We start from the raw sequence: 23,357 nt of genomic DNA, 5'->3' as shown, positions 1-23,357 counted from the left end.
TTTTAGGATTTCTAGTAGCAGTTGCAACAAATTTTTTAATAAATTAGTTATTTGCAACTTACATTAATTATAATTAACAGAATAAAAAATGGTTTAAATGTTAGAAAATATAAAGAATAGTGACAAATATTTCAAAACTTTTTCTTTTAATTTTAAAGAAGTTTTTTTTACTAATAACGAAAATAAATCTATAAATAAAATTGAGTCTTTTTCTAAAAAAATTTTTAACCTCTGTAAGTTAATTCCAATCACATTCGATTTATTAATCGGAACCATTTTTTGGATCAAAGAACATGCAATCAATAAGTTTTCTTTTTCTTCAAAAATTCGAAGTATAGCTAAACAAAATAATATTGAACTTTCTGAGATTATTAAAATTAATCAAAATACATTCATCAATCAAACTTTTATTACTTTCCCTTATCTTGAGATTTCTCGCCTTGGAGATTATGCTAAATTTTATTTAAGCGCAAAATGGATTGCTTATCAATTAAATGTCCCTGTGATTATTAGGCCTTTTCCCGATTCTGATTCTTTCAAAATTTCTGAAAATCATAAGTTTCATCTTCAAGAATCTTCAAAAACAAATAATTTTAAATTCCTTAGTAAAGAACAGGCCGAAAAAATTTGTAGAGGTGAATTAAAAAAAAAAGATTTAGGACCGGGGATATTTACGGTTCCTTATTTTTGGGATTGGAGACCTAAAATTAATTGGGCTGAAAATAAAGCTTTTAAAGAGGCCTATCAGGATGACTTTGCTCCAGCTAGCCATATCAAATTTCCTATTGTTGAACCTGTAGAAGGCAAAGTTAATATTGCTATTCAAGTAAGAGACGGTGGAGATTTTGATAATCTTCAAGACAAATTTTTATATCCTTTACGCTTTCCCGATTTAAGTTATTATGACGCGCAACTCGCATATGTCCTTAATTTAGATGAATATAAAAATAAACCCTTGAATATTTATATTTTTACTGATGCGGTTGATCCCTCAAGCCTGAAAACCAGGTTTCAAACTATTGTTAACCAAAATGGTCATAGTCAGGATGTAACCATTAATTATCGATCAAATCAATGTAATGCAGATGAAGCTATCTTAACTGACTTAATTTCAATGGCTAATTTCTCTGTTTTTATAAGGGCAAAATCGGGCTTTTCAGATCTTTCAGCTTTTTTGGGGCAGCCAGAATTAGAGATTCACCCTCATACTGGTAAACTGACAGAAGAAGGAGTTGCGTTTATTGATCAAGTAAAAATCATTAAAAGAGATAATAAAAATCCGCTTGTTAATGAAGAAGGGGACTTATGCTTAATTCAAGAAGGCAGATATGCAAAACAATGGCCGCAAGATCGACTTGCTGATTTTGCCTATGTTTATCGTTATTATAAGGGGGTATCATAGTTAGAATCTGATAATCTACTCTTATCAATAGTTAGAAATTAGTAATTTTATCTCTGAATTTAGAAAACCATTTTGAAGAGAGCATATATAGCAATAGCAAAGTCAGCAAAATTTTTGTTTTGTTGAATTTCGAAGAGACAGATTTAATCGGTGCAATGCACCGATTATCTACTCATCCAAATTTCAGTGGCTATTTTTACTTGAGTTTTTAATTTACTGTCATCGACGGTAGCGGGCTCCGACTGTCACTACTTTAGCTTCTCCACCTGTTCCTGCTAAAGCAACAAACCAAGCAATGATGCATAGAATGGGATTGGTTTGCCAATAATATTGGGTGGCTAAAATGGCAACTGTTAAATGAGGGGCAAAGAGCCAACCCATCCAGCTAAGGGGATTAAAGGGAATGGTAACCGCAAAAAGCATTGTCAACCTAGGAAATAACGTGATAAAGAGTAAAAAGAAAATACCGTGGGAATCCCAAAAATTCATAAAATTCTCCTTTCAAATTAACCCGTTATAGCGATGTGTTTTAAATTGTTTTCATCCAAGGAAAATAGAGGACATCCCGAATCGAATGAGAATTAGTTAATATCATTACCAGTCGGTCAATTCCAATTCCAATTCCCCCTGTGGGAGGCATACCTTGGCAAATCGCTTCAATAAATTCTTCGTCCAAGGGACTAGCTTCTTCATCACCAGCTTCACGGCGATCTGACTGTAGCTCAAGCAAATGACGTTGAATTTCAGGATCGTTCAATTCGCTGTAAGAATTGCACACTTCTTGTGTTAAAATAAAACTTTCAAAACGTTCAACAAGCCCTTCTTCGCGGTATTTAAGATCACGATGTGGTTTACAAAGAGGCGTTGTCTCAATGGGATGGTCGTAAATATGATGGGGTTGAATTAAATGAGGTTCTACAAAAACCTCAAATAAAGCCGCAATCAGAAGTCCGCGACTTAATCCTTTAATTTTTTTAGGATCACAATGTGCACTCTCGAGCAATAAATGTCGCATCTCTTCATCAGATAAAACATCAGGATCGAGATTAGCATATTTTTTAATGCTTTCTTTCATAGTCAATCGAATCCAAGGAGCTTTCATATCGACATAAATTGTTTCAGCTCCTTCGTGTGCTGTATAAGGAACTTTCGTGGTTCCATAGAGGTCTAGAGCAAGCTTTTCGAAAAGATTTTCCACAAAGTTCATCATATCGAAATAATCCCAATAGGAAGCATAAGCTTCTAACAAGGTAAATTCAGGATTATGATTGCGATCAATACCTTCATTACGAAATACACGTGCCATTTCATAAACTTTATGCATCCCTCCTACAATTAACTTCTTAAGAGGAATTTCTAAAGAAATACGTAAAAACATTTCTTGATCCAGCGCATTTAATTTTGTGATAAAGGGGCGGGCTTCTGCTCCTCCATAAATGCTTTGTAGGATTGGTGTTTCTACTTCTAAGAATTGATACTGGTCAAAGTAAGATCGGATTTCTTTCAAGATATGACTACGGGTACGAAAAACTTTAGCTACATCTAAATGGGAAATCAAATCTAACCAACGTTTACGATAACGCAATTCTTTATCGGCCAGTCCACCATGTTTATCGGCAAGCGGAAGTAGAGTTTTACAAAGAAGAGTCAGCTGTTTGACAAAAACAGTTAGTTCTCCTTTTTGAGTATGGAATAAGTAGCCTTCAACTCCAATGATATCTCCGAGGTCGATTTTTTTTTCGATGAATTTATACGGAGATAATTCGGGTTCTTCAGAACTAGGTTCAAAGTTCGTGACTAGTGTTTGGTCTCGATTAAACATGATTTGTATGCGTCCTGTTTCATCTTGTAGATGACCAAAGGCATTTTTTCCCATGGAACGAAAAAGGACAAGACGGCCAGCCAAACAAACAAAAGGTGTGGATCCTGAAGCTGCATCTTCACTATGTCCAATTTGTTTTGTATCGTATTCTTGATGAAGAGATTCTGCTGTATGAGTTGGTGTATATTTAGCGGGATAAGGATCTATCTTGCATTGACGTATTTCAACAAGTTTACGTAAGCGGTTTTGGTATTCTTCATGTTGGTGATAATCAGGTTTTTTTGTCATAAAACTCATCTATTTCTTTAAAGGGGTATTTTCTAAATCCAAATTGGGAATACGAACTTGAATGGGTTTTTGCTCGTCACTGCGGCTGTATTCAAGACGTGCATAAGCTTGCACTGTTGTCCAAATTAATGCCAGCGTATAAAGAACAAACATGAAAATAAAAAATTTTGTTTGACGGTTGGCTTCTCTTAATAATTTAATTGTTTGGGCAAATTTCATATGGGGCTCCTCATTTTCAAATTGTTTATACAATAAGTGAGGATTTCTCTCAAAACTTGTCTAAGCTTATAATTTAAAGTTTAAATTATTAGATGACATGTCCGACTAAATCATAGTCTGCAACATCCGTGATTTCAACCGTGTAAATTTCTCCAAAAGCTTTTACTTTCCGTCCATCATTGATCAGGACTTGTCCATCAATATCTGGGCATTGACCGGTATGTCTTCCAATCATGAGAAGTTCCGTTTCTGGGTGATAACCTTCCACCACAACTGCAATTTTTTTACCGATCATTTTTTTGAGATTTTTTTTCACAACTTTCTTCTGAACCTGCATCAAGCGATGATAACGATCTTCTTTCATTTCATCAGAAATTTGATTAGGTAAATCGTAAGCGTGGGAACCAGGTTCTCGTGAAAATTTAAAGATTCCAACGTTTTCAAGAGGATAGTCCTGGACAAATTGAATGAGTTCTTGAAATTGTTCTTCTGTTTCCCCTGGAAAGCCAACAATTAAACTGGTACGAATGGCGACGTTTGGAATTTCTCGACGTAACTTAGTGATAATTTCGATAATATCTTCTTTTGAAGTGGCTCGCCTCATGGATTTAAGGATTTGATTGTTTACATGTTGAATAGGCATGTCAAGATAAGGACAAATGCGAGAATCACTCTTCATTAAGGCAATTAACTCATCAGTAATTTCATCAGGGTACAAATAAAGGAGGCGAAGCCAAAAAGCTTGTTTGATTTCTAGCATTGATTGCAAAAGGTTTAGCAAAGCTGTCAATTTTTTAGCCCCTTGATCTTTTCCGTAATCCCCTAAATCTTGTGCAATTAAAATGACCTCTTTAACACCTTGATTAAGAAGAAGATTGAACTCTTTGAGAATTTGTTCTTTGCCTTTACTTTTTAAAGGGCCTTTAATTGTGGGAATCACGCAATAGGCACAACGTTTACGACAGCCTTCAGCAATTTTTAAATAAGCGTAGTGTTTAGGAGTAGAAAGGCGTCGAGGAACTTCACCAGCCTCTAAGTAGCTTCTTGCTGAAGAAATAATCTGCCCTTTTTGAGTGGATTGAACAGCCTTTAAAATGCCTTCTACATCTCCTGATCCTAATAAGTAATCAATACTGGGAAATGTGGTTTTTAAAGCGTCACTATGTGTTTGAACCATACATCCAGTAACAATTAACTTTGCTGTTTTTTTTCGTTGAGAGAGAACCTCTTCAACGGTATCCATAGATTCTTGACGAGAAGCCTCTAAAAAACCACAGGTATTAATCACTAAATAATCAGCTTCTTCGAGAGTGGGGGCAACTTCATAACCTGCTTTTAATAAAATTCCTAACATGACTTCACTATCAACAAGATTGCGAGGACAACCCAAACTAATAAAGTTAATTTTATTTCCTTCATGATCAAAACAAGGGGAAGAGGATTCGCAAGAATCATTTTTCAATGCAATGTGATTTTGATCTTTTTTGACATCTTGGTTTTTTAAAATAGGCAACATAGAACGAATGACTCCCTTATAAACTTTTGATCAAGAACAAGCGGATTTAATGACGTTTTGAAATAAATTTTGGAAATCAATTTATTCTTTTAACTATTTAATTTCAAGCTATTTGAAAGATAGATGATTGTTAAATTTAAATGATATTTTTTATTTAATAATTTTTTTAATATAAGTTTATTTTTTCATTAATAAATGTAATTTATGATTAATGTAAATTCATTTGGAAATTAAAATGATAAAATTTTTTTTAATAATATAGTTTAAAAAAAGAAATAGAGGGCGTAATTTATCATTTAGTCAAGCTAATCAAAAGTAAGCATGACAGCCTTCAAAAAAAAGTTGAAGATGGATTAATATCGACGAACAACTTTATTCCCTTAGGGATGGAAAATTTTTGCATTAAATTTTCTAGAACTAAATTGAGAGGAATCATAGAGGGGCCTCGTAGCAAAAATTGATATCGGTAAAGATCTTTGATTTTTGCATATCCACAGGGAATAACAGGATTAAATTCGTAGTGTTGGGGAAGTTGAAAAATGAGCAATTCTCGAAACTTCTGAGCAATTTCATATGTTTGATCGGGTTGCTTTCCACTAAAGGTTAATTTGGCGAGATGAGAAAAAGGAGGATAGTGGAACATTTCACGCACAGCAATTTCTTCTTCGTAAAATCCTGCGTAGTCTTGCTTGGCAGCATGCTGAATAGTAGAATTTTCAGGCATGGAAGTTTGAATAATGACTTCTCCTTTTGTCACACCACGACCTGATCGACCCGCCACTTGTGTAATTAGCTGAAAAATTGTTTCAGAAGCTCGGAAATCGGGAATATTAAGTCCTGCATCACTATTAAGAACGCCAACAAGGGTAACTTCTGGAAAATGTAATCCTTTTGCGATCATTTGTGTACCAATCAATACATCCGCTTTTCCAGTTCCAAAATCACGGAGTAATTTTTGATGGCTTCCTTTGTGTTTCGTAGTGTCAGCATCAATTCGCATTGTTCGTATTTGAGGAAAAATAGCATGAAGGGCTTTTTCAACATGCTCTGTTCCAGCTCCTCGAAATTTAAGATGCTTGGTTCCTCGACAGGAAGGGCATTCTTTAGGAGGTGGAGAAATTTGATAACCACATAAATGGCAGGAAAGATGATTGTCTCCTAAATGAAATGTTAAAGGAATTTCGCAATGAGTGCATTTAACAATATGAGAACAATCTTGACATAGAAGCGTTGTATGGTAGCCTCTCCGATTGAGAAATAAAATGACTTGTTCACCTTGTTTTTGTCTTCTTTCAATTCCAGACAATAAAACTTCAGAAAAACTTGTCAACGTTTTTGCTCGTTCAAATTCTTTTCTCATATCGACAATAGTCACGTCTGGAAGGGTAGCTACATCTGCTCGTTTGTGTAAAACACTCAAGGCATATTTTCCATTGAGAGCATTATAATAGCTTTCTAGACTTGGCGTTGCACTTCCTAACACAACAGTTGCTTGAGCGAGTTTCCCACGCATCACGGCAACATCTCTAGCTTGATAGCAAGGCGACATTTCATTTTGCTTATAAGATTGCTCATGTTCTTCATCAACAATAATTAATCCTAAATTAACCACTGGGCTGAAAATGGCTGAGCGAGCACCAACAATAATTTTAGCTCGCCCTTCACGAATTTTATGCCACTCATCTCGTCTTTCACCTTCGCTTAATCGATGATGTAAAATGGCAATTTTTTCTGCAAAACGACTTCTAAAACGTTGAATCGTTTGTGCTGTTAAAGAAATTTCAGGAACGAGCATGATCGTTCCTTTTTCTAACTTCAGAGCTTTTTCTATTGCTTGGAGATATATCTCTGTTTTTCCACTTCCTGTTACACCGTGGATTAAATGGGTCTGAAAGATTTTTGCATTTAAAGAGGCATCGATCTTATTTAAAGCTACCGCTTGATCTTCATTCAATATTTTGGGTTTAGTCATAAAATAGTCTTCATCCACAAGTGGAGAACGGTCAATTTTGATTGTTTCGACAATAAGAAGTTGTTGTTTGGCTAAAGATAAAACACTACTTCGAGAACTTTTGCTTTCTTCCAGAAGCTTAGAAAGTAAAATGCCGTTTTTCACTTGCAACATAACTTCCAATACAGAAGCCTGCGCTGGTTTTTTCTCTCTAATATCAACACAAACCTGTCTAAGAATTTCTTTAGATTTGCCCCGTACAACAAAAAGTTGTTCTTTTTCTTTCATTCCTTTGCGTACACTGGGAGGTAAAATAATACGGAAAATATCTCTTAACGGAGCACAATAATATTTTGCTACCCATAAAGCGAGCTTAAATAGTTCTTCGGGAACAAGAGGAGTCTCGGATAATAAACGTGTAATTGGTTTGATATTTTTAAAGTTGGAACCTGATTTAATTTCCACAATATAGCCTGTCCTTGAGTGTCCTCGAACAGGAACTTCTACGCGACTTCCTTTTTGAGCTGCTTCTAATTGAGAAGGAACAATTCCATAATCTAATGTTTTGTCAATCGATATATCTAAAATAACCGAAGCAATAGCGGCAAAAGGTTTCATTTTTAGCTAGTTGTTGAGATTTTCGTGAGAGGTGTTAATTCATTACATATAGCTCTCCACAAGAGAGATTTTAGCTGAGGTTCTTTAAGGTAAAGATCTAAATCGGAGAGCAAAAGAAGGGGAGTTTGTTGAAGGAAATGTTTGCCTAGTTTAGGTTCTTCTCTATAATAACTCATTAAATCTGGTTGTAAATAGAGATGATAATCACTGGCAATGACAAGGCATAGCTCTTTAGCTTCGAATAATTTATTCCATTGTTTTTCTTTTTCCAATTTCAATGCAGAGATGACTCTTGATGGAGCAAAACGTAAACTAATTGCTTTAGCAATATTTTTTAAAAGTTTTAAATGACTTTCTTGGTTACCAAAAGAGAGAATCACGATGGACGGTACTTGCCGTTCGTACGTCCATTTATTCATTAATTTTTTGGCAAATTGGTCATTTGGAATAGTGTTGGAAAGTGTATAAGAGGGAAAATTTTTTTTTAAAATTTCTTTGAACTCTTGATTTTCAATTGTAGGAGAAACAGCAACCATGGGTTCTAAAGTAAGAAGAGGAGGAAATTTTGTTTTTTCAACTTGTTTTAAAATCTCAGGCTCTTTTTTTTGTGGCGGAGGGCTTTCAAGTTCAGTGATAGTGGGTTGAGGATTAGGGGAGAAAATAGTAAGAGGAGGTGTAGACGGCTGCAAATCTGGTGAAGTAGGCGGCTTTGAATAAGGGGCAGTAGAAAAAGGAGAAGGGGAGGGAACTGGTTTGGCGTTATTAGAAGAGGCAAAAGATTGATTTTTAATTGATTGTTGATTTTTTAGAGAATGGCTTAAAAAAGGTTTAAAATGTGCGTAAGAGTTAGGAAAACTTAAGAGAGTTTCATTTAGTTTATGCTCTCTAGCTAGAAAGAGTCGTGTTAATGATAAAAGCTGTGTATATTTTTCCCTAATATTTTCCATTTACAATCCCCTTTGAAGCATTTGTCTTTTCTCTAAATTTAAATAATGGAATCCCCTTTGCTCATACCTTTGTATTAAGAGAGGGAGTAAAGTATTTTGTTTAGCGAAAGATTTGAAATGTTTATAAGTCCATTCTTCTCCATAAACTTTAACGAGCTGTTCTTTTTTTCTGATTAAGAAATAAATCACATTTTCATTGTTCCAATACAAATTGGCAACTTTAGGAATTTGTTTAGCGGTAACGTTAAATAATTTCAAAAGCTGTTTAAAAGAACGGTGAAAATAAGGGGGAAAAGTAACTTTGGCTTTTACCATTTGGCACAATTGAAAAGTATGAAGAAGGTTCATTTGATGATTAGCGAGATGCCACGTTTGGTAAACAGAATCATAAAGTTTTAAATGAGATGGGGTGAGTGAAGGGTTTTTTGAAAATTGTTCACAGTAGTCTTTCATTTTTGTTAAAGGGCCTTTAATCCATTTAGATATCGTAATATGCTCTTGGTTGGGGTGCGTTCCTAAAAGCTGATTAAGTAAGTGAAGTAAGGGAGAAATAGAGTAATCTATTTTTCCTGGCGGGAAATGATGATGATCCATCCATTTTTGAATATGGCAAACAAACTGGTGAACGTTTAGAAATTCCATGATGACAAATTGAATCAATAATGAATTATCTTGATAGTATGCGTTGAAGTGTTTGGTCGGTCCTGGAATTTGTGTAAACACGCCTCAACCTGCTTTCATTTGCTAAAAGCTTAGCATACGAAAAAGAAAACTTAAATAAAAATATAAAAACGAGAATTTTCAAAAAATAAATACATTTATTTAATAAATAAACTAATTTACTTATGAAATATACTATTGAATAACAAAAAAGATTAAGATTATTTAATAACTATTTTTGATTTTATTTAGCAACCGCGTAACTTTTAATTACGCGGTTGAAATAGTTTAAACTATTTGACTAGCAAACAACGATTAAGATTTCTTTTGCGACGAATTTTTTGAATGTTCTGTTTTTTGCTGATGTTGTTGCTTTTGATTAGGATTTTGTTTTTGTGGCTGAGGTTGTTTTTTATCCATAGAAGCCTCCTTAAAAATTTTGACTGCTTTTTAATTGTCGTGGTTAGTAGCCGTACTTGTCTACTGTATACCATGAGACTGAAACAGCATGTGTTTTAATTAACACTCCTTTATCTATTCATTTTCTTAAATTCGTTGTCAATAAAAAAATAATTTATTTTTTTAAATAAATTAGTTTTTTACCTAATCAACTAACTGTAAACAACTTATAATAAAAATATTTTAAGTGAAAATTAGAGTTTGAAAAATTTTGAGTAAAAACATTGATTTATGATGGAAATAAGTTCAATTGAAAGTCAGTTGAAGGAACTTTTACTTTAGAAACCATACTCTTTTTTGAACGGGTAGGCTCAAAAGCACTCTTACGATTCGCATTTTCTTCCAAATGTTCTAAAATTTCTTTAGAACGGTTTAAAACGGCTTGTGGAAGCCCAGCTAGGCGAGCAACGTGGATTCCATAGCTTTTGTCAGTTCCTCCTTTGATGATTTTTCTTAAAAATGTAATGTGATCGTCCGCTTCATGAACAGCAACGTTGTAATTAACAGCACCTGGAACCTTCTCTTCTAATTTTGTAAGTTCCCAGTAATGAGTTGCAAATAATGTTTTAGCCATTCTTTTTTCTGTTGTTAGAAGATATTCTGCCACAGACCAAGCAATTGATATGCCGTCATATGTACTTGTTCCCCGACCGATTTCATCTAAAATAACGAGAGATTGAGAAGAGGCATTGTTTAAAATATTTGCCGTTTCAGTCATTTCAACCATGAAAGTTGACTGTCCTCTAGATAAGTCATCACTAGCACCTATTCGTGTAAAGACTTTATCGATAATTCCTATGTGAGCTTTAGCTGCTGGAACGAAAGAACCTATTTGAGCTAAAATGACAATTAAAGCTACTTGTCTCAGATATGTCGATTTTCCTGCCATGTTAGGGCCTGTGATTAAGAGCAATCGATTAGCTTGATCATCTAAATACGTGTCATTGGGAATAAATTTTTCATGTCGGCACACTGTCTCGATTACTGGATGCCTTCCTTCTTCGATCACAAGAATGGAGCTGTCATCAATGACAGGGCATGTATAGCAATACTTTTTTGCTACATTGGCTAAAGATATTAAACAATCAATTTTAGCTAATGCTTGAGCAACTTCTAATACATTTTTAGTATATGAAGCAACTTCTAAACGAAGTTGGTGAAAGAGTTCACTTTCAATAGAGTTAATGCGTTCTTCCGCTGTTAAGACTTTGCTTTCATATTCTTTTAACTCAGGTGTGATATACCGTTCAGCATTAACAAGGGTTTGTCGACGTATAAAGTGATCAGGCATTTTATCTATTTGACCACGGCTGACTTCGATAAAATAGCCAAACATTTTATTAAAACCTACTTTCAGGGTTTTAATACCGGTTTCTTCTCTGATTTGAGTTTGGTAACGAGCCATCCAAGCTTTACTGTCATGACTGATTTCTCGCAATTCATCTAATTCACGATGAAAACCTTGTCGGAACGTTTTCCCTTCACCAAGTCTTAGAGGCGGCTCTTCTACGATTGCATTGGATATTAACGCATTCATTTTAAATAGAGGATCAAGTTTTTGTGCGTGCTCATTTATCCATTCTGAAGGAATGTTTAACAAAAGAGATTTAATAAATGCAATGGGTTTAAAAGAAAAATGGAGAGCTATAAGGTCCCGAGGCGTAGCGTAGCAAGCACTGACTTTCATCATCAAGCGTTCAATATCTTTAATTTGAAGGAATAGATTTTGTAGTTGATCTACAATGTGTTCGTGATTTAATAGAGCTTGGATCCCATTTTGCCTTTGATGAATCTCAGAAACTTTTAAAAGAGGTTGCTTAACCCAATGATGCATGAGACGAGCGCCCATAGGAGTCTGCGTTTGATCAATGACACCTAGCAATGTATGACGTCTACTTCCATCTTGTAGAGAATGCGTTAGTTCCAGATTACGCTGTGTCATTCGATCTAACATCATAAACTGAGAAGAAGAATAGCAACGAATGCTTTGAATATGTTGGATTGGTAGACACAGTGTCTCTTGTAAATAATTTAATAAAGCCCCTGCGGCATTGATAGCTGCAACCATTCCGCTTAGTCCAAAACCATCTAAGCGTTGAACCTTGAAATGATTAATGAGGAAATCATGTGCCTGTTGATGCTCAAATTGCCAGTCTTCTAATGTATTGACTAAAAAAGAATATGTTTGTTGCATTTCTTCAAACAAGGAAGCATGTTTTTCTTTGAATTTTTCAGAAGTTAAAAATTCAGCAGGGTGTAAACGATAAAGCTCGTTTAAAAGTTCTCTTTCTTGCGTAAATTCACTCACCCAATATTCACCAGTCGTCAAATCTAAAAAAGCTAATCCAAAAATTTGCCCCACTTTTACTAAGGCAGCAAAAAAATTATTGTTTTTGTCGGAAAGAAGAGAGGAGTTAATAACTGTTCCAGGAGACACAACACGAACAACTTCTCGCTTGACTAAGCCTTTAGTTTTTTTAGGATCTTCTATTTGTTCTGCAATGGCAACTCGAAATCCTTTAGCGACAAGTTTATCGATATATCCTTCACTTGTATGAAAAGGAATTCCACTCATGGGAATCTCTTGCCTTTTAGTCAATGTCAGCTCCAACTCCTTAGATAGCAGTTGAGCGTCTTCATAAAAAGCTTCATAAAAATCACCCATTCGAAAAAATAAAATGGCATCGCCCGCCATTTTTTTACAGGCGTGCCACTGCATCATCATGGGTGAAATTTTACTTTCATCACGGGAATGTTGTTCAAAATCAGACATAAATAAACTTATTTTTAATTGAAAAATAAACAAAATTTTATGAATTTTTAAGAACTATACCAAACTTCAGTAATAAAAGTACAATTTAGATAAATTTTTGTTTTTGAAATGAGGTGTTTTGGGATCAATCTTATAGAAAGATCCCTAACCATAAATGCAACGGATGAGATTATTCATTTAGATGTAACAAACAAAATCTGCATTTAAGAATATATCAATGTCTTAAATAACAAAGGGAATAATTTTATAAGGGACTCTTTGACAATAAATTTTCCAATCTTCCCCATATTTTTTTGAGCAGCGTTGATCATCTCTAAAGGCGCGATCAGTTAATAAAATGGTCAAGAAAACAAAATAAAAATAGGGTAGAAAATTCTCAAATAGAGCTGGTGCACTCCAACAAAAGGCTCCAAGCAGTTCAGGAAGATAATGAAAGTGTCTAGACAAACCCCACCAGCCAGAGGCAAGTAAAAGATTTTGTTTCGATTCTCCTGTTTGTGTTGTATATTTTGCAATTGTCAAAATGGGTTCTTTCCCCCAAATACGGCAATTTCCTTGATTTTTTCTCACTAATTGTCTTTGTCGATCTGCCAAATAGTTAACTAAAATTCCAATCACTCCAGCGACAAATAATAAACTGGATAGAGCTAAACCTAAGTGATTGGGGTGATCAACTAAATAGAGAGTAGGGGATGTATAAATACCTGGAACCCAAACAAGACATCCCCAACAAATATAGTAACCAGCTCTGTCGTGCATGATATCTAACGAACGAAGGTATCCAGGTTCCCAGATAAAAAATTTTGTAATATAAATCAGTTGAAGAGCTACTGCAACAAACATGGAATCGCTTAATCCATCAAGCTGTTGTTGTTTAGCAGCAAAAGAAATCACAATCAAAGCCCAGCTCATCATTCCAAATCGACAGTTAGTAAATTGCTTAATATCCCAACCGAGTAAGCGAGGGTAAAGTTCCATTCCCCAATAATAATCAAAAATGATATTTCCCGATCCTCCAACATCGCCATTTGAGGGAAAATAGTGCCCTTTTAGGACAAGAAAAAAGCAAAAGCATAAACTAAATATATTCAAGGCTCCAAGTAGACCCGGAAAATTGTCATAAATAATTGTTGGAGCAAACAGTTGGTAATAACAGGATGCGATTAAAAAAATGGAGATCGTAACAATAAAAGCAGAAAATCCATTTGCTTTATAAAGGGGAACGTGTCCAGCAGGAGTTATTGGTCCCTCATAGCCCTTTCCAGGCAGAATGCGCATTAAAATAAGTTGAAGAGAAGCAAAAATTACTAACATTGTCCAGGCTATAGAAGTTCCAAAAAAATAAGGAAACCAAATCGTTTTTAATGTGGACAGAAAACCTTGTTGCCAAGCAAATTCTGTAAAACGAAAAAGAGAGCCTTCTAAATAAGTATTGGTGTACCAAAAAGCAAACACAGTGGGAGGGCAAAGTGATAAAAGAATCAAAGGACCAAAAGTTTGTCGAAAAAAAGATGTTTGTGTTGGCAAGATGTGGCCTCGCGAGAGAGAATTTACTAATTTTTTCTAGAATATGTTTGGTAATGCATAGCATTTCAATAAGAATTACTCAATTAAAAATTCGGAAAAAACTTGTTTTTCTATTAAGATGATTGCTCTTTTGAATCTTCTAAAAAATTCCATCCTCCTCCTAAGGATTTATAAAGAGCAATATAGTGAAGAATTAATTGCATCTGACTTTCATTAAAAGCTTCTTCTATTTCTATGAGAGCTCGATTAGTAAATTGGACTTCTAAATAATTTTTAAATCCTTTTAGATAAAGCTCTAAAGTGCCTCTTTGGGCTTCTTGAGCTGCGGAGTAAGCAACAGAAAGTTGTTGATGACGTTCCAATTCGTAGTGAAAAGAAGCAATAGCATTTTCAGTTTCTTCTAATGCCTCTAAAACTGTCTTCTGGTATTCAAATAAAGCTTGCTTGGTTTTAAGCTTATGATAATCAACATCTCGTTTCAATAAACGGCTATTAAAAATAGGCATTAAAAGCTGAGGATTTACAAACCAGGTACCGGCCATTGTTGGGTTGAGAAGGGATTTTAAATGAGGTGTAACCATTCCGACAAATCCTTTTAAGGAAAGTTTGGGGAAGAGAGCAGCTTCTGCGCTTCCAATATTTTCTGTGGCTGTTGCCAATTGTCGCTCAGCTCGTCTAATATCTGGCCGCCTTCTCAATAATTCTGAAGGAATACCGATAGGTTTTTCAACAGGTAAACAAGGAAGATTAGAAAATTCTAGGAGTCCTTCCACTTCCCCTGGGAATTGTCCGAGCAGAATCGATAAATGATAGATTATTTTTTGAATAGAGAATTCAATAACGGGTTTTCGAGCTTTTAGAGTGGCCAGTTGTTGTGTGGCAGTCAAAATATCAATCGAATTTGCCATTCCGATTTGGAGAAGTTCTTCGGTTAGATGAAGAATATCAGCTTGAGATTCAATCTGTTTATTGAGGAGAATCAATTTATGCTGTAAATGTCTTAGTTCAATATAATTTCTTCCAATTTCAGCTGAAAGAGTCACCCATATGTCATTAAAATTTTCCTCGTTGGCTTCAATTTGTGCTTCTAACGCATTCATTTCATATTGATTTGATTGAAATAAATCAATTTCCCAATCTGCATCAAAACCAATTTCAAATAAATTTAACTTCGAGGAATTGGTTTTTAGTTTATTTTGAGAATGTTTTAAAATTCTATTTAAGACTACGTTTTGATGAGATTCTATATGACTGTAACTGCAAAACATATCTACGTGTGGATATAAATCGCTATTCTTACCTTTTCTTTGTAGTCTAGCTTCGAGAATTCTTGTTCCGGCAAGATAGAGATCTAGATTTTGAAAAGCAGCTAATTTTATTAATCGATTTAATATAGGATCATTTAATGATTCCCACCAAATAAGGTGTTTGGGCGAATTTGTATGCATTCCGTCAGAAAGAGGGCTATTCCATTCATAAGGGATGTCAAGTGACGGTGGGACATAGCTTTTATGAGAACAACAACTTGTTAATAAACTTGTAAAAATTAAAAAAGAAAAAAAGATAATACGCATTTCTTATTTCCAAGGGTATTCAGCTTGAATAAAAACATCCATGACTTGTCCAACAAAAATATTTTGATCATTTTCCTTAAAGCGGTAAGTCACTTTTAACACTTTACTATCCACTTTTTCTATTAGGTTATTAGTAAAGTTTTGTTTGTTAACCAAATAAGGTTCGAATTTGATAAACTCAAGTTGAAATTTGATATTAGAATCCCCTTGCAAAAAGGCAACTGCTGGGGCATCTGATTTAAAATAGGGGGCATTAAATTGGTTAATGCTTACCTCTAAATGTTTTTCATTGGTGTTACCAAGGACAATCATAGGCATTTTAGAGCTATCTTGCCCAGCATGTTCTCCTTCATGAATGTTGATTTGCAAAATTCTACCAGTGATTGGTGAGCGAAGAAGTGTTCTCTCTATATCTATTTTGGCAGCATTCATGCGAGCTTTCGTTTGAAGGGCCTCTAGTTGCGCGATTTTTAGATCCGGTAGCCAGGTTCCGGCTCGGATTTTCTCCATATTTGCTTGCATTTGATTTTTATTAGCTTCAGCCTCTTGATAACGAAACAGACGACGGTTCATTTCTTCTTGGCTTAATGCACGGCTATCTTGCATTCCAAGAGTCATCTCATATTGGTTTTTAGCAAGAAGGTACTCAATGCCAGCTTTTTTTAATGAGGCTTCAGCAGATTGAAGATCTTCTTTTCTTGGAAAAGATTCTAATTTTTGAACGTGAGCTTGAGCGATTTGATAAGCTAATTCTTGTATTTTTAAGTTGGCTTCTAAATCGCGATTTTCAAATTGAATAAGCGGATCGCCTTGATGCACTTCATTGCCGACAGTCACAAAAATTTTATCTACAATTCGATTGATGGGGGTTCCAATAAAAATATTTTCGCTACCAGCTTCGACAACTCCTACAGCAGCAATGTAAGAACTAAAAGGAGACGCGGGTCTTTTGATGTCTAAAGCCTTAAGGACTTCTTTGGGGTGAGATTCTTTCCACATGGAAAAAACAATTAAAAATAGGGAAGCTATGCTCAAAGCACAAATAAAAAAAAAGTAAGATCGTTTCATATTTTTCCAGATGATAGGATTTGTCCATCACTCATTTCGACAACTCTATCCGCAAATGAAAATATGCGATGATCATGAGTGACGACTAAAATAGCTTTTGAATGATTAGACGAAAGTTCTTTTAATAGATTCATAGCTTCTACTCCCGAAGTTTGATCTAGAGCACTTGTTGGTTCATCGCAAACAATGATTTTAGATTCATTTGTCATGGCTCGAGCAATAGCAACGCGTTGTTGCTGCCCTTTAGACAGAGAAGCGGGAGATACGTGAGACCGATGGGCCATTTTAAGGTATTCTAAAAATTGCCTAGCTTTTTTTTCGGCCGTTTCTTGGGTATGCCCAGCGACAAGCAGAGGAAGAGAGACATTCTCTAAAACGGTCAAAGTGGGAATCAAAAGTAAGGATTGAAAAACAATTCCTAGTTGATCTCGACGAAATAAAGCTTTTTCTTTTTCGCTCATCCGATGAATTTCATGTTCGAATAAATAAAGTTCGCCTGCATCTGGTGTGAGAATTGTCGAAATAATGGAGAGTAAAGTTGTTTTTCCAGATCCTGATGGCCCTACCAAAAGGGTGAGCTCACTTTGATGTATGTCAAGATTAATTCCTTTTAAAGCATCGACTCGATTCTCTTTTGTTCCATAACTTTTTGTAATTCCTCGACATTTAACTGCTATTTCTTTCATGAAATCCTTTCTGATAAATATTTTAAAAGTGCTTTGTAAGTAAGGAGATAGAATTTCATAAAAGATTTGTTTAATTACCCATCAACACTTTAGGATCGGCTGTTGAGACCTTCCGAATGCATAACATTGTTGTAAGAAAGCAGATTAAAAGAACAATAACCGCTGTGAACAGCAATAATTGCCAAGGAAATAAAAAAGCCAAGGTAGTTCCTTGAATAGCCTCTCCCCAAAGCAGGGTAGCTCCTATGCCAAGGGAAAAACCAATGAGTCCAGCCAATAGAGCTTGCACAATAATCATGTTAAAAATCATTTTTTTTGTTCCGCCCACAGCTTTAATTAAAGCATAGTACATTAAGTTTTCAAGCGTCATACTATAAAAAATTTGTCCTGCAATTGAAAAACCAATGATGATTCCTAGTGCTACTGATAAACCAAAGTTAATTAAAATTCCTGTTTTTAGGAAGGATTCAATAATTTTTGATTCGAATTCTTCTTTGGTTAATGCATTTAAATTAGGATGAACATTAATTTTTTGTTTGACTTCTTCGACACTTCTATTTGGATTTGTTTTGGCGACAATAAATTCAATTCTATCGCCTATAAGAGGGTTGAAATATTTAAATTGAGTGTAGGAAGAAAATAAAATGGGCTGAGGATAAAAACCTTGCGTAATTTTACAAATTCCTACAACGACTGCTCGACGGTTGTTGATTTCAATTTCATCGCTTATTTTTAATGGACGTTTTTTTCCTTCATTCGTTATGGTGGCTAGAGAGCTATGTGCCGCATATACGTCTACAATCACCGCTCCTTCTCGTCTTAAATCTTTAACGTTACCCTCAATTATTTCTACCGGGGCACCAATTAAAGTTGCATCATCAATACCATATAATTTACAAACTTCAAATGTCCCACTAGGCGTGATTAAAGAAACATTAGAGCGACTAATAGGGACTGCCCAATCTACACCAGGAGTACTTCGAACAATATCTAAATATCCCTCGGGCATAGATCTTACTCTGTCATCGCTTTCAGTTGCAGGGTCAGTCACCCAAATATTTGGAGCAGGAATGTCTGTAACCATTCGATAAGATCTAGTGAGTAGTCCTAAAAAAATGGCTGATTGCTGAGAAACAAGAAGGGTTGTGAGAAAAATGCCAAAAATAACTCCTAAGCAAGAGGTCTTATTTCCAATCAACATTTTCAAGGCTAATAAAATCATGTTTGCTTAATACGTTTGTTCATTTGCGTGTTTCATAGCCAAAGTGATGAATCAATCTGCATCTATTTCAGAGTAAGGATTGTAATAAGAACAAATCATTTTATCAAAGATCGAATCCTTTGCCAAATATAATTTTCATTTTATGTTAGCCAGCTTCAAGACAAAGGTATCGCACTTTAAATTTATATGATACTTTTTGTGTAACTCGCTTACAGCTTACTTATGACTTACGAGAGCGCGTGATGCCCTATATTAAATATAAGGATTTTTAAAGTTACAGATGCAACAATTTTCAGTATACATGGGGGACTCAAAAGAAAAAAGAAGGAAACCGAACATTAAAAAATAAAGAATGCAGGTTTATAAAGCTTATCACGTCTCATTTAGTCCCTTATTTCAAAGAAATTCCTCAAAATATAGCCGGAAGATAGCTTACGTTAAACTGGCGTTAACTTAATACCATAGAGGTTCTGAATGAGTGCTAAGAAGAACGAGATCATTGATCCTAAGAGCTATGCTTGTGTTTTTGGAGCCATTAAGAAATATATTCAAGAGTCGCAACTGAGAGCGGCAATGTCAACTACCAAGGATTTCACAGCTCTTTATTGCTGTGGCGTATAGGCAATAAGAATTTTCTGCCAAACTGTGAAGTATGAAGCCTGCACCTACACTACTCGAGACCTTCAAGATACTTTAAAGTATCGGAAATCCGGTATACATTACGGCCAATTTCGTCTAACATCACGCTTATTAGTGGAATAAAGCTTGAATTTGGAAAGGCAAAATAAAAAGTTGTGTTCTTAATTCGTTCTATTAACTCGTCTGTATTGGCTTTTTTACCTTTGGAAAGCACTGTAAATTTTAACTGATCAGCTAAACGAATATAGGGTTGTTCAGCGAGAGCAAAAATAGCTTGAGGTTGCTCGGCTTTATAGAAGGTCATCCAATCTTCGATCGTAACCTCTGTAGTCGCACGATGTCCAAATTGTTCAATATAAGAGTTTCCAATTCGAGTGGATTTAATGCCGATAATCTTATCTTCTAAAAGGGTTTGCATTTGCTGAGGAACAATGCATTTCCATAAAAAAACAAAGGCATTTGCTTCAGTAGTTTGCTCAGGGTCATTAAATACTTCATTCCAATAGTTCCTTTGAGATTCCTCCAATTTCTCTAGCTTGTTTTTAAGATGCTCTATTTCTGCTTGAATTAATTTTCGGTTATAACCTAATAAAAAAATATGACCAGTTACTTTAAGGTTGTTTTGCAAATAAACCAATGTTTCAATTATTCGTGTTTCCATACGTTCAATACGGGCTCCAAAAACAATACAGTGATCAACGGTCATTTCACTATCAATAGATTTTGGAAAAACGAAACCTAATTGCTGTAATAGTACATTGAAAGTTTGGCTGTATTTTTGCTTAGTAAAATTATCTTCTAAATGCCATCTTTCTGTTCCTTCTTTACGCAATAAGCCTCCTCGATTACCTTGAACTTGCTGGAGAAATGAATTCAGATCATACAAAGTATTTGCCGTTAAAGCTTTACAATCTAACTCATCTAGCTGGATGAGTAATGTTAAGAGACTCTGAAACTGGGGTGCTAACACAATGGCGTGGTTTGTCGGGTCATAGTTGAATAAATTAGACTCACCTAAGAGTAGTCTTGGATTAAGTTGAATAATTTTTTCAGTAGTCGAAGATAATTTATGCTTCAAACTTTGTTCTCGAACATGATAATGAATTTCTGAAGAAACAGATGTTGTTGGATGCACTTGCATGACTTTTCCCCTGTTTTTTTTAATATTCCATAATCATTTGCCTAGAATGTTAAGAAGAAAAACCAACTTAACAAATTCGATTATGTCTTTGGAAACAAATGAGAGGTTTTTTGCCAAGCTTTCTTGATTGCATTGATAATAATACTGCCACCTTGAAAAAAAACTTCCTCATTAGCTTCGAGTGTCTTACTTTTAAATCCTGTAAAAGTTTTATCTTTAAGATCTAACATCGACTTAAACCAAATTCCTAAAAGCAAATCACAATGTGTTGAATCATAGTTCAGGCTTGTTGAAGCAAGATAAAATGTATGGCTAATAATTAAACTATTATCACGCACATATCCGTAATCATTGTCTTTATTATAGTTAACTACGGACTTAAATTTTTTAGGAGCTGTGCTTAAGTCACGAAAAGTACTAATTTTCCACCCCTTATCAATACCACTTATTTTCCGTTTAAATGCTATAGCAACAATATCCGCAATTGCTTCATTTAACGCTCCTGCTTCTCCTTGATTACCAAGTGAATTATGATTTTCAATCACGGCATGCGTCATTTCATGACACACAACATCTGGCTGAAAAGCCAATACGTTATTAAGAACAAAATACTCTTTTTCCCGAGGAGCATAATAGGCGTTTTTTTCAGGATAATGGACAAAAAATGGTGGAATCGTTCCTTCTCCATCCACACCGACTAGTTGAAAAGTAGTCCAATAGAATTCTTTTATTGTTTCCACTATTCCATGAATTTTTGAATAAATTTCTTTTTCGTCTTCATTGTTATAGATAAGCGCTTGGTAACCTAGTTGATTAAGTTCTTCACCGGTATAGGAACGAATCTGTGTTGGTGGATAAGGGAAATCACTCCCATAAGCTTCTGACAAATATGCACCCATTTTTACTCCTATATTTTTTAAATTTATTTAATCAAAAATTAATTTATTGGTTTCTTACAGCAGTAACCAAAAAGCTTAAAAATTTATTTGAATTTATCGGTGCTTGTCATCCTAAAATTACCACCTTTTTTAGATTGTCAATTTAAAATTTTGAAAGCATATTTGAAAGAGTTTTATCATTTAAAAAATATAAGCTGGGGTCTCTTTTCCCTGTTATTTTTCTATTGCAGCATCCTTGAAAAGATGGTTAGGCATTTCTACATCATTTAAACTAATCACTGATCAACAAAATACTAACAACAGATTGCTAATGGTATTTATCGTACAGTATAAAAATTTTTTAAGATAAATTACAAAAGTTTTTTTTGAAAAATGAATAAAGGTTAAAAAATCAATCTCGCACATTTTTCTAATTTTCAAGGGTGCTTTCACATTCGCTTAAAGGCATATTTGATAAAATAAGTTGATTCGGTGAAATATAGGCTTTGATTTCTTACTCTTGACAATTTTCCAGTTTCAAGACTTTAAAAAACGTGTGGGAACTGCGACTTCTTAAGGATCAATAACTGGATAGGTAACATAACGTTTTCCGTCGCATCCCTCATGAGAAAGATACAAAGGCCCTGTGATCACATAGATGTTTTGATAGGTCTTTGTCAAATTTCGTACCTATCTCTCCCATTTAGACCAATAACCTCTATTGTATGAAGGACGCTGGGGGCACATATTGGTTAAAAAAAATATCTTCCATTATTTCAAAAGTTGAACGGTGATTCGCAGCTGGAGCCATAGGTCCGCGATCAAATCCACTCCCTTTATAATCTGCTAAAGTGGCTTTTAAATGGAGAGGAATTTTTTCATCTTCTTTGAAGACTATTTATCTCTTTTACCTAGATGTTTTCATAAAGAATTCGCTTGGTTTTGATTTTTTATTGCATTCTCAGATCACGCCCGTTTTTCCGCTATTAAAACAACTTTTTCATCTTCAGTTTGAATTGGCATACAAATTGCACCTTAGGAGGAAAAAAGGGGGGGGTAGCTATGGTCAACCCAACCGGATCTTTTCCAAGTCATCCTTCTCAAGGACAAAATATCCAACAACCTGCGTCGCAAGCTGCAGAAGGAAAAAAAAGAAAACAAAAAGGAAAGGAAAAAATAGTTGAGGATATCCATCAAAAAACTGAGGAAACGGCTCAGACCGCCATTCAAAGTTTATCTACGCCCACCTCATCTCCCCCTCATAAATTGCCTAGGCGAACAAAGGAAGAAGAAGAGGCTTTAGAAGCCGAGGATACTAGTTCTTTGGATAGCAGCAGAAGTTTGCCAACAAGAAAAAGCACTCAAAAAGAGAGTAAAGTTTATCAAGAAACTTTTCCAGCTGCAATGCCTTCTAGGGGAACAAAATCTAAAGCAGATGATAAAATAAACCCACCTAAACTTGAAAAACGTTCTTCCTTTGGTTTAGAGAGCAATAGAGAAATTTATATCAATGCAAAAGAATTTATTGCAAAAGCTGTAGAACCCTTTTTCCAAATTGATAAACCCCTTTCTTTGAAGCTTGGTCAATTCATTGCTGAAATGGATGCCTATAACAATCGGGGAGATAAAAATGGAAATCCCCCTGCAAAATTAATTGACATGCATGCGCAAGCGCGGCTGCTTCTTTTTCTTCACATGGGCATAGCTTACTCTGGGTTGGAATGTCAAATTGATTGGCTACCAGCCAAAAAACAATTTTATATTGGCTCAGAACAAACAGGCACAGAAGCTTGTCATCACTCTTTATTTGCCGAAGTGAATGATACCTATCTTTATACGCTTAAAGAGTCTTTAGTGAAAGCAGTACGCGCATTGCGTGAAAACCAAAGAGAAATTCCTCTTCCTTTTAAAGAAAGGCTCCTTGAGCTAAATGTCTCTAAAGAAGGGCTTCAAAAAACCATTAAAGC

Annotated in this window: 17 protein-coding genes and 1 pseudogene; 2 read left to right on the top strand and 16 right to left on the bottom strand. The window is 34.9% G+C overall.

The genetic code is table 11. From position 1 onward, the window contains the following. Positions 1-97 precede the first annotated feature (97 nt). On the top strand, positions 98-1,402 hold the full coding sequence (locus TY19_RS10850) for a hypothetical protein (protein ID WP_042282515.1): 1,305 nt from the start codon (positions 98-100) through the stop codon (positions 1,400-1,402). 219 nt (positions 1,403-1,621) lie between these two features. Here TY19_RS10850 and TY19_RS10845 read toward each other — a convergent pair whose 3' ends face one another. The 16 genes from TY19_RS10845 to TY19_RS27390 all read right to left on the bottom strand — a co-directional run bounded on the left by TY19_RS10845 (position 1,622) and on the right by TY19_RS27390 (position 22,288). After that, a complete protein-coding gene (locus TY19_RS10845) occupies positions 1,622-1,891 on the bottom strand; it encodes a hypothetical protein (RefSeq protein ID WP_039359445.1) in 270 nt (89 codons plus the stop codon). A 40-nt stretch (positions 1,892-1,931) separates the two neighbouring features. After that, positions 1,932-3,512, bottom strand: a complete 1,581-nt coding sequence (gene lysS, locus TY19_RS10840) for a lysine--tRNA ligase (RefSeq protein ID WP_042282518.1) — start codon at positions 3,510-3,512, stop codon at positions 1,932-1,934. 9 nt (positions 3,513-3,521) lie between these two features. Then, on the bottom strand, positions 3,522-3,731 hold the full coding sequence (locus tag TY19_RS10835) for a hypothetical protein (RefSeq protein WP_042282512.1): 210 nt from the start codon (positions 3,729-3,731) through the stop codon (positions 3,522-3,524). A gap of 88 nt (positions 3,732-3,819) precedes the next feature. After that, a complete protein-coding gene (gene rimO / locus TY19_RS10830) occupies positions 3,820-5,247 on the bottom strand; it encodes a 30S ribosomal protein S12 methylthiotransferase RimO (protein WP_226988523.1) in 1,428 nt (475 codons plus the stop codon). Between the two features lie 331 nt (positions 5,248-5,578). Further along, positions 5,579-7,816, bottom strand: a complete 2,238-nt coding sequence (gene priA, locus TY19_RS10825) for a primosomal protein N' (protein ID WP_042282510.1) — start codon at positions 7,814-7,816, stop codon at positions 5,579-5,581. A gap of 2 nt (positions 7,817-7,818) precedes the next feature. Further along, positions 7,819-8,763 carry a hypothetical protein gene (locus TY19_RS10820; RefSeq protein ID WP_042282504.1) on the bottom strand — a complete coding sequence of 315 codons (945 nt, stop codon included), beginning with the start codon at positions 8,761-8,763 and terminating at the stop codon, positions 7,819-7,821. Next, a complete protein-coding gene (locus TY19_RS10815; protein WP_011175773.1) occupies positions 8,764-9,486 on the bottom strand; it encodes a hypothetical protein in 723 nt (240 codons plus the stop codon). 625 nt (positions 9,487-10,111) lie between these two features. After that, positions 10,112-12,655, bottom strand: coding sequence for a DNA mismatch repair protein MutS (gene mutS, locus TY19_RS10810; RefSeq protein ID WP_042282503.1), 2,544 nt, complete (start codon positions 12,653-12,655; stop codon positions 10,112-10,114). A gap of 222 nt (positions 12,656-12,877) precedes the next feature. Next, entirely contained in the window at positions 12,878-14,185 is a 1,308-nt protein-coding gene (locus TY19_RS10805) for a 7-dehydrocholesterol reductase (RefSeq protein ID WP_042282501.1), read from the bottom strand. 110 nt (positions 14,186-14,295) lie between these two features. After that, positions 14,296-15,756 (bottom strand): efflux transporter outer membrane subunit, encoded by a 1,461-nt coding sequence (locus TY19_RS10800; RefSeq protein ID WP_042282500.1) that lies wholly within the window; start codon positions 15,754-15,756, stop codon positions 14,296-14,298. A gap of 3 nt (positions 15,757-15,759) precedes the next feature. Then, positions 15,760-16,824, bottom strand: a complete 1,065-nt coding sequence (locus TY19_RS10795) for an HlyD family secretion protein (RefSeq protein ID WP_042282499.1) — start codon at positions 16,822-16,824, stop codon at positions 15,760-15,762. Then, the gene (locus tag TY19_RS10790; protein WP_042282498.1) at positions 16,821-17,510 is read right to left on the bottom strand and encodes an ABC transporter ATP-binding protein; all 690 of its coding nucleotides are present in this window, start codon (positions 17,508-17,510) and stop codon (positions 16,821-16,823) included. Before TY19_RS10790 ends, TY19_RS10795 begins: the two co-directional genes overlap by 4 nt. 70 nt (positions 17,511-17,580) lie before the next feature. Further along, positions 17,581-18,732: an ABC transporter permease gene (locus TY19_RS10785; protein WP_042282497.1), complete on the bottom strand. Its 1,152-nt coding sequence runs from the start codon at positions 18,730-18,732 to the stop codon at positions 17,581-17,583. A 670-nt stretch (positions 18,733-19,402) separates the two neighbouring features. Further along, positions 19,403-20,512: a hypothetical protein gene (locus TY19_RS10780; RefSeq protein WP_042282495.1), complete on the bottom strand. Its 1,110-nt coding sequence runs from the start codon at positions 20,510-20,512 to the stop codon at positions 19,403-19,405. 80 nt (positions 20,513-20,592) lie between these two features. Next, positions 20,593-21,411, bottom strand: a complete 819-nt coding sequence (locus TY19_RS10775) for a M4 family metallopeptidase (RefSeq protein WP_042282493.1) — start codon at positions 21,409-21,411, stop codon at positions 20,593-20,595. Positions 21,412-22,108: 697 nt separating this feature from the next. Further along, positions 22,109-22,288, bottom strand: coding sequence for a DNA/RNA non-specific endonuclease (locus tag TY19_RS27390; protein ID WP_148300681.1), 180 nt, complete (start codon positions 22,286-22,288; stop codon positions 22,109-22,111). Positions 22,289-22,452: 164 nt separating this feature from the next. Between TY19_RS27390 and TY19_RS10770 the strand changes: the two are divergent. Beyond that, a pseudogene (locus tag TY19_RS10770) lies at positions 22,453-23,357 on the top strand (hypothetical protein); the annotation flags it as partial.

This window comes from Candidatus Protochlamydia sp. R18 (assembly GCF_000648255.1).
GTDB classification, from domain to species: domain Bacteria; phylum Chlamydiota; class Chlamydiia; order Chlamydiales; family Parachlamydiaceae; genus Protochlamydia; species Protochlamydia amoebophila.
This window is presented reverse-complemented; position numbering and strand designations above follow the sequence as displayed.